Annotated in this window: 12 protein-coding genes; 2 read left to right on the top strand and 10 right to left on the bottom strand. The window is 46.4% G+C overall.

Translation table 11 applies throughout. The features are described 5' to 3' along the window. Positions 1 to 681: 681 nt before the first annotated feature. The 3 genes from QUB66_RS19760 to QUB66_RS19750 form a co-directional block, all read right to left on the bottom strand. Positions 682 to 1,263: a shikimate kinase gene (locus QUB66_RS19760; protein WP_332969415.1), complete on the bottom strand. Its 582-nt coding sequence runs from the start codon at positions 1,261 to 1,263 to the stop codon at positions 682 to 684. A 22-nt stretch (positions 1,264 to 1,285) separates the two neighbouring features. Further along, a complete protein-coding gene (locus QUB66_RS19755) occupies positions 1,286 to 2,152 on the bottom strand; it encodes a LapA family protein (RefSeq protein WP_332969414.1) in 867 nt (288 codons plus the stop codon). Positions 2,153 to 2,231: 79 nt separating this feature from the next. After that, positions 2,232 to 2,873: a flavin prenyltransferase UbiX gene (locus tag QUB66_RS19750; RefSeq protein WP_332969413.1), complete on the bottom strand. Its 642-nt coding sequence runs from the start codon at positions 2,871 to 2,873 to the stop codon at positions 2,232 to 2,234. A 95-nt stretch (positions 2,874 to 2,968) separates the two neighbouring features. Between QUB66_RS19750 and QUB66_RS19745 the strand changes: the two genes are divergently transcribed. Next, on the top strand, positions 2,969 to 4,219 hold the full coding sequence (locus tag QUB66_RS19745; protein ID WP_332969411.1) for a tetratricopeptide repeat protein: 1,251 nt from the start codon (positions 2,969 to 2,971) through the stop codon (positions 4,217 to 4,219). A gap of 494 nt (positions 4,220 to 4,713) precedes the next feature. Here the strand turns inward: QUB66_RS19745 and QUB66_RS19740 are convergent, their stop codons facing one another. After that, the gene (locus QUB66_RS19740) at positions 4,714 to 7,077 is read right to left on the bottom strand and encodes a ribonuclease R family protein (RefSeq protein WP_332969417.1); all 2,364 of its coding nucleotides are present in this window, start codon (positions 7,075 to 7,077) and stop codon (positions 4,714 to 4,716) included. A gap of 882 nt (positions 7,078 to 7,959) precedes the next feature. Between QUB66_RS19740 and QUB66_RS19735 the strand changes: the two genes are divergently transcribed. After that, on the top strand, positions 7,960 to 8,928 hold the full coding sequence (locus tag QUB66_RS19735) for a hypothetical protein (RefSeq protein ID WP_332969410.1): 969 nt from the start codon (positions 7,960 to 7,962) through the stop codon (positions 8,926 to 8,928). A gap of 271 nt (positions 8,929 to 9,199) precedes the next feature. On the opposite strand, the gene clpP is transcribed toward QUB66_RS19735, so the two are convergent. The 6 genes from clpP to QUB66_RS19705 form a co-directional block, all read right to left on the bottom strand. Next, entirely contained in the window at positions 9,200 to 9,811 is a 612-nt protein-coding gene (gene clpP / locus QUB66_RS19730; protein ID WP_265238472.1) for an ATP-dependent Clp endopeptidase proteolytic subunit ClpP, read from the bottom strand. Between the two features lie 33 nt (positions 9,812 to 9,844). After that, positions 9,845 to 10,015 carry a hypothetical protein gene (locus QUB66_RS19725; RefSeq protein ID WP_332969408.1) on the bottom strand — a complete coding sequence of 57 codons (171 nt, stop codon included), beginning with the start codon at positions 10,013 to 10,015 and terminating at the stop codon, positions 9,845 to 9,847. After that, on the bottom strand, positions 10,015 to 10,233 hold the full coding sequence (locus tag QUB66_RS19720) for a DUF433 domain-containing protein (protein WP_332969407.1): 219 nt from the start codon (positions 10,231 to 10,233) through the stop codon (positions 10,015 to 10,017). The genes QUB66_RS19725 and QUB66_RS19720 overlap by 1 nt, the downstream gene beginning before the upstream one ends. A 41-nt stretch (positions 10,234 to 10,274) precedes the next feature. Beyond that, positions 10,275 to 10,604 carry a hypothetical protein gene (locus QUB66_RS19715; RefSeq protein WP_332969405.1) on the bottom strand — a complete coding sequence of 110 codons (330 nt, stop codon included), beginning with the start codon at positions 10,602 to 10,604 and terminating at the stop codon, positions 10,275 to 10,277. A 155-nt stretch (positions 10,605 to 10,759) separates the two neighbouring features. Next, the gene (locus QUB66_RS19710) at positions 10,760 to 11,893 is read right to left on the bottom strand and encodes an acyltransferase family protein (RefSeq protein WP_332969404.1); all 1,134 of its coding nucleotides are present in this window, start codon (positions 11,891 to 11,893) and stop codon (positions 10,760 to 10,762) included. A gap of 146 nt (positions 11,894 to 12,039) precedes the next feature. After that, positions 12,040 to 13,452: an adenylate/guanylate cyclase domain-containing protein gene (locus QUB66_RS19705; protein ID WP_265238481.1), complete on the bottom strand. Its 1,413-nt coding sequence runs from the start codon at positions 13,450 to 13,452 to the stop codon at positions 12,040 to 12,042. Between the last annotated feature and the right edge of the window lie 21 nt (positions 13,453 to 13,473).

Genomic DNA, 13,473 nt, shown 5'->3' with positions numbered 1-13,473 from the left:
CCGAATGCGATGAAAGTCGCACGTTCGGATCTAATTGGGAGGGGCGGGGCTTAATAGCCTCCCTCGACCTAACTCAAGAAAATGTTATTGCCAAACGCGCGCAAGTGTAGCAGCCAAAAACTCGATCGCAATAAAAAAGCAGCTTTAGCGAGCTGCTCGTCAGAATTGCATGAGGTATTGTTTTTAGAATAGGACAGGTAGAATTCGATCGCCCTTGGGTTACATTTTTTGATACGGGAGAGTTGATGAATGAATGGACGATCGCAAAATCGTCACATAGCAAGATAGCATCGATGCTAAATTTTCCGACAATGAGGTTAGCGTTTAACTGTCCTTGCGCCCTACAGCCCGACCGCGGTGGGGCCATTTTATTTTTTGGCACAAATCAATAGCCGACTGTAACCCATCAGATGAGTGTGCCATCAGTTTTTGCACAAAGTCTCCCATCGCCACATCTTCACACCTAATAAAACTTACGCACCCCGTCGATTCAAACCCGGTTGATTCCCAAACATTCGGCGGTTAAACGGACACACTCAGGCATAAATCAGTATTTTTACGGAATTCAAAAGTCCTCAAAAACCTGTTACTTTCCCAGAAACCTGGTTTCTGAGCGTATCAATTGATATCAGGCCCGGTTTCTGATTTGATCTGGCAACCGGGCCGACGTTGAGGATGTTCTTAATTGCTTTCTTCTTCCTTCTTCCCTTTTCCTTCTTCCCTCTTCCTTCTTCCTTCTTCTAGAACTTTTTTGATTTCCTCGATCGCCCGACGCGCCACTTCTTCAGGCCTTTCGCCTCCTGAAATGCCAACTCGGACATCTGCTTGAGTGTAGAAACGCTCTCGTTCGCTCAAAAGGTTTTGCAGCTTAGATTTGAGGTCGCCTTCCCGCAGCAGGGGACGAGTGCTGTCCGATCGCAGTCGATCGCACAATTGGTCTACAGGCACATCCAGCCAAACCACGATACCGTAATGTAAATAACCCCAATTTGTCGATCGGGCAACAATACCACCGCCCGTAGCAACCACCGAATTTTGATAAGCAGACAATTCACCGAGCACTTTAGTTTCTAATTCCCGAAAAACCTCTTCCCCTTCGCGATCGAAAATATCAGCAATTGACTGATTAGCAACCCGCACAATTAGTTCATCAGTATCAAAAAAACGGTATTTTAACTCCCTTGCCAAAATCCTCCCCACCGTGGTTTTTCCCACACCCATCATCCCGACGAGATAGATATTAACTCCCCTCAACAAATCCACCACCAAATCCTCCGATATTTTGCTATTTTTTCAGGTCAATCGGCCCACCACTGGGGCGTGAGTCGTCTTCAAATACATCATCTTCATCCAATCCCCAATCATCCTCTGTTTCTGCACTAGGATTTTGGGGTACTTCATCACCGGAGTTAGGTATGGGATCTTGGGGGGGAACCAGCACCCGATACTCCGCATCGTAAACAGACTCAGTTTGTCCCACCCCAGACTGGCTGGGATCTCGATAGCCATAAGAGTATACCGAGCCAGCCCAAGACTTGCTTTTGGGTTCTTGTTTAGTTTCGTAAGCCGTCGGATTTGCCGCTGGAACGTCATTTACCTGCGGTCGATCGGGCAAATCGCCATCGTCCCCCCAATCATCATCGCTGCCGCCAGAGACAGATTTTGAGCCATCTGAAACCCAATCATCCTCATCGTCTGCTGCTTGAATAGTTGTCTGTTGAGCGTAATTCCTTGCAGCAGCAGGGTTTGGAGTTTCTTGCTGGAAAGTCTGCGGAGTGTAGCCTGCCGGTGTCCCGTACTCAGTTCTATAGGAAGTTTGGCTATTTTCCGTATCAAAATCCGGGTCAATCTCCTGTTTTCTGGGACAAGGCGGCGCGTAAGCTGTTCTGCTGTCTGGTGAGACAGCATCACGGCTGCGAATGTCCCGGCCGCTGCGCTCTCGTGTTTGAGATAGGTAATTTGAGAAGGAGAGCAAAGCAGAAATCAACAAAGATGTGACAACTCCCGTCCCCATGCTGAGCAAAATCCAGATAGATAAGGGTAAAGCGGGCGATCGAATTCCCAAAAATACCAGCGATAATGCCGGCTCCACATTTTGTAAGGCAAAAATAGTTAGCCCTACCACAATCACTAGCAAAAATACAGCGCGCATATCAAATTTTAATAGGTAATTGGTAATCGGTAATTGATAATTAACTAATGACTAATGACTAATGACTAATGACTAATGACTAATGACTCTTTTCTTCTTCCTTCCAGCGTTTGAGAGGAACGCAATCAATCCCCAACTGGTCTAAAGCGCGAGCCACCACAAAGTCTACCAAATCTTCAATAGTTTGAGGATTGTGATACCAAGCGGGAATCGCTGGCACAATTCTAGCTCCAGCTTCTGCTAAAGTGGTCAAATTCCGCAGGTGAATCAAACTAAAAGGAGTTTCTCTAGGTACAAGTACCAATTTTCTCCCTTCCTTAAGCTGAACGTCGGCCGCTCTTTCGAGCAAATCCGAGCTCAAGCCAGCCGCCAACTTTCCTAGTGTACTCATGCTACAGGGAATAATCATCATTCCTTGGGTGCGAAAGGAACCGCTAGCAATATTAGCACCAACATCTTGCCACGGATGACAGCGGAGTTTGCCAGAATTGGGTACTCCTGCTTTTTCCCGCCAGAATTCTTCTTGCAGAGTGGGTTCTGCGGGCATTCGGATGTTCTGTTCGCTTTGCCAAACCATGTAGGTAGATTTTGATGCTACCAGTTCGACGGCGCGATCGGCTTCCAATAGATATTTTAATGTTCGCACCGCGTAAATTAATCCCGATGCTCCAGTCACTCCTACAATTAGGGGTTGGGCGGGGACTGAAACAGAATTAGTCATGAGCAATTATCCTTTAATTGTAGTAGTAAGGTGGGCATTGCACACTTACGAGTAGTTTAGTATAAAATTAATGCTACCTAAAATTATGCAAGCTCATGAAAAAAAATGCTGCTCATTCTCTCGGTGTTTATTGTCAAGCTACTTTACTTAACCTCAATGATTACAAATGTTACCACAATTTAGCGTCAGCCCTAGTTAAAGAAGATAAATTAGATGAAGCCACTGTCATCTACCTGCGCGCTATAGAGCTTTACGCGAACTGTTCGTGGCTGCACCACTATTTAGGAAATGTCCTGCAAAAACAAGGTAAATTAGCTGAAGCCGTCTCTGCTTACCAGCAGGCCATTGAGCTTTATCCCAATTTTTCTTGGTCGCACAACAATTTAGGCAATGCTTTAGAAAAACAGGGCAAGCTAGAGGAAGGTATCGCAGCCTACCGCCGTGCTATTGATCTTTATCCAAACTTTTATCTATTTCACACCAACTTAGATAAAGCTTTGCAAAAACTAAGTCATCTCAGCGTCTTTCCATCTAAATCTTATTCTAAATTTATATCGCCCTTTGCCAATTTGGACAACCTGCGCCTAGCAATAGTTAGCACTCCCCGTTCTGGCAACACTTGGCTGCGGAAGCTTCTAGCATCAATGTACGATTTGCCTCAAATAGCCGTGCACACGCCTAGGGAAATAGCTTGGCAATCTCTGCCACCAAAAGTAATATTACAAATCCACTGGCGGGATACTGATAATTTTGTTTCACTGCTTGCAGAAAATGGATTTCGCCCAATAGTTATTGCCCGCCACCCTCTCGATGTCTTGATTTCAATTCTGCACTTTGCAAGTTACGAATCGCAAACTGCCCGCTGGTTAGACGGTGAAGCTGGCAGCGAAATTTCTATTATTAATAATAAATCCCCGCTCTCTTCGGAGTTTATCGATTATGCTGTAGGTAAGAGATCTGCTGCCCTTCTCTCTATTAGTACGGCATGGTGGAATAGAGAAAACACTTGGCAAATTCGCTATGAAAATTTGGTCGCTGATACTGCCGAGGAACTATCTAAATTAAACGAACAACTGGAGTTGAAACCTGCGCGTCCAATATTAGATGTGATTCCCCTTTATTCGCTCGCTTCTTTAAGAACAACTGCTGCCAACAATCACTTCTGGCAAGGAAAGTGCGGAAATTGGAAACATCTGCTCACAGCAGCAGTTTCGCGGCGAATTGCGATCTCCCATCAAAGCGTGCTAAATCAACTCGGATACGTTTGCGATCCTGATGAAAAATTGACAGAAGAAATGGCTAGCACTACTTGGAATGCTCTTGCAGTAAGCGCAGCCAACTCCTAATATAGCGGTTTTCATTTGAATGCTGCGCGCGAGCGATAATTAGTAATATCTTACCAAATCCGGCTTGAATAGCGCTTTATTTTTTAGTCTCTAATAGCTAGGACGAAACTTCGTGTAGTTTGAGCAAAAAGATCGAATGAATTGTTTGATCTAAGACTAGAATAACTGCAATTAAAGTTCTAGGTTCAAAAGATTAAACAGGTAAGGAGAAAGCACTCGCTCATCGATAAAAATCTCAACTATCCCGATCGCCCCTTGCGTATTTTTCTTGATATTTTTTTACACCAAACTGTTTATTTATGTCCGACTACTTATTAGTTAGTTGATGATTGACTGTTATTAGTAATTAGTTGTTAGTCATTAATTATTTTTTGAGGATTGCTGAGTATAGTTTGTCGCCCACTTCTTAATACTTAGTTGCCAGACAATGACAACTAAGTATTGAGAAAAGCCAACAGTCAACTGTCAACAGTCAACTGTCAACTGTCAACTGACTATTCCTCATCATCAAAAGCTTGACTACCGCCACCAACAGCAACTAAATCAATTTGCTGGCGATAGTAGTCAACGCTCTTAACTTGAACTTCCACCCGATCGCCCAAACGGTACTGATTGCGGTTTTTGCGACCTACGAGAGTTTGCTGGCGCGATCGATATTCATACCAATCATCCTTCAGCGAAGAAACGTGCACCAATCCTTCAACTCGCAGAAGTTCGCTCTCCGGCGGCCGCACCTCAATTTCCACAAAGAAACCGTAAGACTGCACCCCTGTAATCAAACCCTGGAAAGTTTGACCAGTGCGCTCTTTCATCAATCCCGTTTTCTTCAATCCCTGCAAATCGCTTTCGGCATCTTCAGCAACCCTTTCGCGTTCCGTCAGATGTACCACCCCCGCTGCAAACTCTGTCTCAAACTCATGGTGCAAGTCTGGGGGGAGGACATTCCAAGTAATTTGACCGTGACAGGAGGAATGATGCAAGTCAACTTTTTCCTTAGCGCGAGTTGTGCGGCTGCTGCGCCCTTGCTCGAACACAGCCTGCAACACCCGCAGCACCAGCAAATCGGCGTAGCGAGAAAGCGGCGAAGTGCAGCGCGTGTAACCCTCTGACAGTCCCAAACCGAAGTGTGGCTTGGGAGTTGTGCTGTAAACAGCGGGTTTCATCGTGTCTTCCAGCAGGTAGGTGAGAACTCTTTCGGACTTGAGGCCGGCAAACTGCTGGGTAAATCGCTGAAAGTCAAAGGGCAGAACTTCTTCTTCGCTTTCGAGATAGAGTTCGCCGCCGAGGTTGTTGGAGAGTTTGATGAACTCTTGAATGTCTGCCGGGTCTGGCATCGGTTGGACGCGGTAGATTGCTGGGACTCCCAAGGCTTGCAGGTGGGTGGCGACAGCTTGGTTGGCGAGTACGACTAACTCGGAGACAGCCGACTGCGGGGCGGGAGCTGTTGCAAAAGCTCCTAATTCGCCTTCGTCGTCGAAGTGAGAGTTAGCGTCTGGCAAATTTAGTTCAAAAGCTCCCCGCTTGAGTCTCGCCTGTCTGGCAGCCTGTGAGGCGGCTAAAATTTGATCTAGGAAAGGACGGAGGGCTGAGGATAAAGCGTGATCTTCGGCATCGGAGTCTGGTTCGAGAATTGCTTGAGCGTCCTGGTAGCTGAGCTGGTAGTCAATGTGAATGACGCTGGTTTGAATTTCGTATTCTAGGAGTTCTCCTGATTCGTCTAGGGTGAGCAGTATGCTGAAGGCCAGCCGTTCGGTGTCTAGCAGCAGGGAGCAACGATCGTTGAGGATTTCTGGGAGTACGGCGATGATTTTTTCTCCCAGATGCGCGCAGGTTCCTCGTTTGCGGGCTTCGCGGTCGATCGGGGTTTCGGGCTGCACGTACTCGGCTGCGTCGGTGATGTGGATTCCGACTTGCCAGCCGCCGGACTTCAGGCTTTCGATCGACAAAGCGCGTTCTATTGGCGGATCGGAGAGGAATGAGGTGGGGTCAAACTCGTTTTCGGCTTCGTCTGAGAAACTTTCCTGCTGAGTTTGAGGGGCATCATTTTCGTTGGTTTCGCCCGGTTCATTTTTGCTGAAGGTAACAGTCAGGATGTTACGCAAATCTAACCGTTTTTTGATGTCGGTTTTTTTGAGTTTGCTGGGCAAGTTTTCGGCTGCTTTGATGACGGCGGCGGGGAAGGATCGCGGCAAGTCGTGTTTGCAGCATACGATGTCGAGGTCGTCTGCGGCTTCGGCGTCGGAACCGAGTACCTGTACTACTTTGCCGACTGGGCGATGGGTTCCGAGGGGATAGCGTTTGACTTCGACGTGTACTAAATGGTCGATCGCCTCTTGCAGATTTGTACCATTTGCCAGCAAGTCTAGTTCAAACAACAGGCGATCGTCCAGGGGAATTGCTCTGTAGCTGACGCGGCCGGTGGGGGTGGCGGTTTGCTTGACTCGCGCCAGTACCGAGGGGTTGGCGCGTTCGAGAATCAGCATAACTTCGCCTTCGGGCGATCGACGACGGCTACCTTCTTTGATAATTTTGACTAAAACTCGATCGCCATTCCAAGCAGTCGAGAGGTGACTTTCCCGCACATAAACGTCTTCTGAGCCTTCAGCGTCTTGAATAGCAAAGCAAAATCCTTTGCTCGAACAACGCAGTTTTGCTTCTACCACGTCCTCTTCAGCTACTCGGCGATAGCGGCCTTTGTCTTTGACTAATATGCCAATTTTCTCTAGAGCTTCTAATGCGATTTGAAGTTTGAGTTGACTGGTAGCGTCATTGCAATCGAGTTTTTTCTCTAATGCTTTGGGAGCCACTAATTTGTCTTCTGTAAAATTTGCCAGCAGTGCAGCGATAGAAAATTCCATGTAGCGATCGATCCTCTTTTTTCCAGCAATTAGTCTAATTTTGGCGAAATCAGCCGCACCCTCTCTTGCCCTCGTAGTGCCTGCTTCCCAACAAATGCGCGGGTTAGTAGGTGGAGATGCCAGCACAGTCGGTGCTACCCGTGCGCGGGGATTTTTTCAGATTTCCCCCCCACATCGGCACTCGCTAATTGTCTGCTGTCTGTCTGCGAATGACAGATGATGGTGCAGACAAATACCCCATACCCTATTCCCCAATACAATTTTTTAGCGTTGGTTCCTTTGCTTTTCGCTTGCAGCGCCGAGATCTTCGCGAAGTAGAAAGCCCCTGTCGGTTCTTAAAAGATGACTCGATGCTGAAAGCGACGGGTTGAGTCCTGGATCTGGAGATGGAGAGATGCAGAGGGAGAAAATTTGCATTTGAGCCTCCTGCCTTTTTCCTTCTGCCTTTTTCCTGCTTTCTTCTTCTTTTTGAAGTGCCTCTTTCCTTTTGCTAAAGCCAAAGATTTTACCGGCGATTAGTCAAAATTGCTACTAGCTCGCCGCTGCGATGCCCCTGTTTTTGCAAGCGCTCTGCCCTTACGGACGGAGGTGCAATTCAGGGTAGGGAGCAATCTGTGCTGTAGAAAGTGCAAGGTACACAAAACCGGAGACTTTTACTACTTTTGCCTAGTTGCTGTGTCATCTCCTATAGGTAGAAATGACGCCCGGTGCTTGTTAGCTTAAACCGCCGGATGTGGGATAGGGTTTAGTCGCGTGAAAGGTTGCGCGGATGATTCACCTTACATTTATTGTATGTTGAATAGGTGCTTTCAGAAAAATGTTTTCTCTGGGTTGTACTAAACTTAAGTCATCAGCCCCTTTTGGTTTCGGGGTAAAAAAATTATGTTTGCTGAATTTCGCGCCCTTTATCCCACTGGACAGTTAATCTGTGAGTTGCTGACTATTCATCACGGTAAGTTTGTGGTTCGCTGTCTGGTTCAGGTTGACGGCAAAACTCTCGCTACTGGTATGTCGGCTGCTGAGTCTGTTGAGGATGCTGAAGACCGCGCCCGATCGCGATCGATCGCTGTCCTCGCATTTACTGCTCCGGCTCCGGCTCCGGTTGCTGCTGTTCCCGTTGCTCCGGCTCCGGCTCCGGTTGCTGCTGTTCCCGTTCCGGCTCCGGCTCCGGTTGCTGCTGTTCCCGTTGCTCCGGCTCCCGTTCCCCCAGCCCTTGCTCCTCTTCCTGTTTTAGAAATGCCTGTTGCCGACCCAATTGCCGTACCACATCATAGCAATTTTGTCAATACTGAAGCGAACTTAAATCAAGAGCCGATCGCACCTGTACCGGAACCGCTGCCACCTACTATCGATCTGCCTCCGGCTGCTGAATTTGTACCGAAGCAGATAGACTCGGACGCTTGGCTGTCTTCCAGCTACGGCGAACCGCTTCCAGAACTGGAAGTGCCGAATACTAGCCAAAGCGAACTGTCGCAGGGTGCGGCCGAAGTCCGGGAATTGCAACCGATCGCGGTGGGAATTCCCAGCGATGCGATCGAGGATGATTCTGATACGATCGCCCAAATAGACGCAATCCTCAAACGCCAGCGATGGAATAAAAAAACGGAAACCGACTGTCTCGAACAACTTTATGGCAAATCGTCCCAGAGAGAACTTTCTAGCGAACAGTTAGCAGATTTTCTAGAATATCTAGAAATCTACAGCAGAACCACCGAAGAAATCAAGAGATTGGGTTGGACTGCCAACCAAGGAAAAGATTATCTCAAACAAGGTTATGGCAAAGAAGCACGACATTTCTTAAATAGAGAAGAATTGTTCGACTTCCTGCAATATCTCGAATCTTTACCCTAGGAATTCGGAAACTCAGAAGAAGACCGGGCGGTTGAAACCGCGTCTATAAAAACAAAACCCGCCTCCGCGGGTTGAATATTGGATGGTAAAAATTGCGTTATTCTCTTTACACCGCGGAGGCGGACATCGTTTGTGTAGTTTGAGTTCTAACTCGCACCCAGGGGCGCTTCGCCACATACGAGTTAGAACTCAAAAGTGGTTTCAACCGCCATCTGATCCTAAAAATCAAAAATGAAGAATATTTCTCCATTTTTGATTTTTAACATTCAATTTACGCGACGACAGCGGCGATCGGGCGGCTAGCAGAAGGACGGCGATCGATCACTTGATCGACTAAACCGTAGTCCTTTGCTTCTTCAGCGGACATGAAGAAATCCCGTTCAGTATCTTCTTCAATCCGGGAAAGCGGCTGGCCGGTATGATCTGCCAAAAATCCATTCAGGCGGCGTTTGTGATACAAAATCTCTTTGGCCTGAATTTCAATATCGGTAGCTTGTCCTTGAGCTCCGCCCAGAGGTTGGTGGATCATAATCCGGGAGTGAGGCAAACTCATCCGCTTGCCTTTAGCGCCGGCACTCAACAGAAAAGCGCCCATGCTGGCGGCTAAACCGAGACAAATAGTGCAAATGTCGGGGCGGATGTGGTTCATTGTGTCAAAAATCCCCATACCTGCTGTTACCGAACCCCCTGGGGAGTTGATATAGAGGTAAATGTCTTTTTCGGGGTCTTCGGCATCTAAAAATAGCAATTGGGCAACGATCAGGTTGGCTAAGTCGGAGTCAACCTGTTGGCCCAAGAAGACGATGCGATCGCGCAGGAGTCGCGAGTAAATGTCAAAGGCGCGTTCGCCGCGACCGGATTGTTCTATAACTGTTGGGATCATTGACGCCAGCCTACCTATTTACGTATCTTTTTTTTATTTTAGCGATTTGGGTTCATTTATAGTTAGGGTGCGGTGACGGGCGATCGACAAATCGGCAAAATCCTTGAGTTTGGGCGGGGTTGGGCTGTTAATTTGGGGAAAATGTGTCGGGTGTGCGATCGGAAATCCGATCGGGCGGGCGATCGATCTTGAGGAACCGGACATCAATCAATGTGATGTGGCGATCGTATCATTGCAAGAAGTGCGATCGCTCGATCGCGACTGACACTAGGGAAATGGTCGAGAAACTCATTCAGCGAATCACCAGCTTCGAGATAATCTAGCAAAGTCTTCATCGGGACGCGAGTGCCGATAAAGACAGGAGTTCCCCCTAGAATGTCGGGGTCGCTATGAACGATCGGTATAGGTATTGTGGGGTTCATGATAGCTTACGTATTTTGTGCCATAACCAAGCTGATGATATCTATGCAGTTTCTCGATCGCGCTGAAGCAAGTCTTGATACAAAGACTCTGCTACACCCTTATACGCTTTGTCGAGTTCGTCGTGTTGAACTGCTCGAAAAAGAGTAAAAATAGCTTGCCCAAAAATTGGGTCTTCGTCAACCGCCAAAACCACTCTCAGTTTTTGAGAAATTCGTAGCGTATAAAGCGAAGACTCGTAACCATTCAGGTCTGACGATAGCGGGAGACGACGCAGCTTTCGATACACATTAGATTTTTGAGTAGGAAAAAGGCTGGCACAATAATTAATTTTTTGAATTACTGTGGCTTTCTCATCTTCATTTAGCAGCACAATATCTTTCTCAAATTCTCTTGTTGACTCAATTAGAATATACACGTTAAAAACCGTAAAATAATTTAGATATATTATACTGAAAACAGCTTTTGACTGTCAAGTTTCCTTCCTCATCACTTGCCAACAAACCTACTTGTTAAACAAGCCACAATTTAAATTTTAATCTCCCAACCTCTGCGATACATTCCATACAAAACCAACCACCAACACAATACCGCCGTCACCGCAAATGCCAGAGAACCATTGAGCGGCCCCGCCCACGGCACAAACCAGTTTTCATAAATCCAACTGTAGGTATTTGGAGCAGTTTTACCACTACCAATATGAGTTTTTAACAAAATTCTGGCAACAATACCGGAGGCGACAAACAAGAAAATTGCATTCAATCCCATGATTTCAAACGGCCACCCCCATTTCCACTTTCGCACTTCTATTGTTTCATAGCAAGCTGCTAACAATAGCAACGCCCAACCTGCGGTAAAAACTACATAGGAACTCGTCCAGAGTTGTTTGTTGATGGGAAAGGAAAATCCCCACAAACGACCGATTACTAGGCAACAGAGGCCGCCGATCGCTAAATTTAAACTGGTGCGGGTTTTGATTGGCTGTACGCGCAGCCACTCTCCTGTAAAGTAGCCGATCAGCACTGTCACGCTTGCTGGTAAGGTGCTCAACAGTCCTTCAGGATCGAAGGGGCCGCCTTTGTACAGGTGTTGGCTACCGAGTATTAGCCGATCGACATATCCACCTAAATATCCTTCCGGCGTGAGTTCGTAGGCGCTGTACCCCCCTACAGCAAATACGAGCAATGCGCCCCAGTAGCCCAAAAGCACCGCCACAGCGAGCAGTTTTTGATGGCGGGGGGAAAGGTTGAGAATCGCGATCGCACTAATCAAATACGCCAAACCGATGCGCTGCAATACTCCCATGATGCGGATTTTACCGAAGTTTTCCACTGGGGCGCTGTTGAGAAGTACGTCAAGGGCGATCGAAGATGTATTTAGCAGCAATCCTAATCCAAACAAAATCCCCGCGCGGCGCGCAATTCGCCAGTAGATATTTGTTTCTATTTTTGTAGTAGTTTCAGTATATTTAGACAGCGAGAAGGACATCGCGCAGCCCACGATGAACAGGAAAAACGGAAATACCAAGTCTGTCGGCGTACAGCCGTGCCATTCTGCGTGATCTAGCGGCGGATACACCTGTTTCCAACTGCCGGGGTTGTTGACTAGAATCATCGAGGCGATCGCAATTCCGCGAAAAACATCAAGAGATTTTAAGCGCATAAATTAGTCAGTAGTCAGTAGTCAGTAGTCAGTAGTCATTAGTCATTAGTCATTAGTCAGTAGTCAGTAGTCATTAGTCATTAGTCATTAGTCATTGGTAGCCACTCACAAATAACAACAGCCAACAATGCCCAATGCCCAATGCCCTATATCTCTATTCCTTCTAAAGTCATAATGACAGCATTCTTCATCAACATATCGCAGCGATCCGCATAAAAAGATGCAGCCTTATCATACTTGTTAACTTGCAAGACGCGCAGAAACATTTGCCTTGCTTGCGCGAATTGCTGCTGGTAGTGAAAAAAAATCCCCTGTTCAAAATCAGTTTGGGTTTGCCCTTTGAGCTCGATCATAATATCCGAGTCGCCGTCATAAATTTCAAAAACAGCAACCGGCGTTTGTTTCCCTTTTACTTGAACGCGATCGAGAAATCGGCACTTATAATGTTGGGGGTCATCAATCCGGCACAAAGTCTGAACGCTAGCAACAATACCAACTCCGTAAAGCTTTGTCAATCCTTCGACCCTAGAGGCTAAATTTACAGCATCAGAAATTACCGTACTTTCCATCCGTTCCGCTTCACCAATAGTACCCAACATTAAAGTTCCTGTGTGCAAACCAATCCCGATCGAAATAGGTTGATAGCCGCTATTTTGTCTATGTTTATTATAGATTTTAACTTGCTGCTGCATCTCAATTGCTGCTTGCACGGCATCTTCAGCACAGTTAGGAAACAAAGCCATAATCCCGTCACCAATGTATTTATCTATAAAACCATTGTACTGTCGGATCACTGGGCCAACTCGGCTCAAGTAAGAGTTGAGAAATTCAAAATTTTCTCGCGGAGACATACTTTCTGACAGACTGGTAAACGAACGAATATCAGCAAACATAATCGTCATTTCTGCCTGTACAGAGTCTCCCAATCTGGCATCAACAATACTTTCAATTTTAAGAAATTTTAAAAATTCGCGGGGGACAAATCGAGCATAAGCTATGGCAATTTTTTCAAGTTCGCTTTTGCTAGCTTCGATTTGAGTCAGGGAGCGAAATGCTCTCAGTGCTGTTACTACCGTGGTAAATAACTTTTTGTTTGTCAGTTCTGTTTTAGTTTTGTAATCGTTAATATCGTAGCTGACAATTACTACATCTTCTGGGACTTGTCCCGGCTGTCCAGTGCGTAAAATAATCCGCACTATCTTATTGTCTAAAATATCGCGGATGTATTTTACTACTTCCAAGCCTGCCTCTTCTGTTTCCATAACTACATCGAGTAAAATCAATGCTATATCTGGATGGGCTTGAATCATTTCCTTGGCTTCTTTGCCGGAAAAAGCGCTGACAAATGTGATCAGTTTGTTTTCAAATATAAAATCATTTAAGGCAAGTTTTGTAATATTATGAATTTCTATTTCATCATCTACAATTAAGATTTTCCAACTGCCTGCGATCGGCTTTTTTTCCGCCTCGTCTTCTTCGGCAAATATTAATTCATCGTCGCCCGCCGCGATTAATTCGTCATCGCCCGCAGCGAACAGAGTTTTATTGGCTTCTGACATTTATCGTTCTCCTAAATTAAA

The sequence above is a fragment of the Microcoleus sp. A2-C3 genome (assembly GCF_036706065.1).
In the GTDB taxonomy this organism is placed as follows: Bacteria; Cyanobacteriota; Cyanobacteriia; order Cyanobacteriales; family Microcoleaceae; genus Microcoleus.
This window is presented reverse-complemented; position numbering and strand designations above follow the sequence as displayed.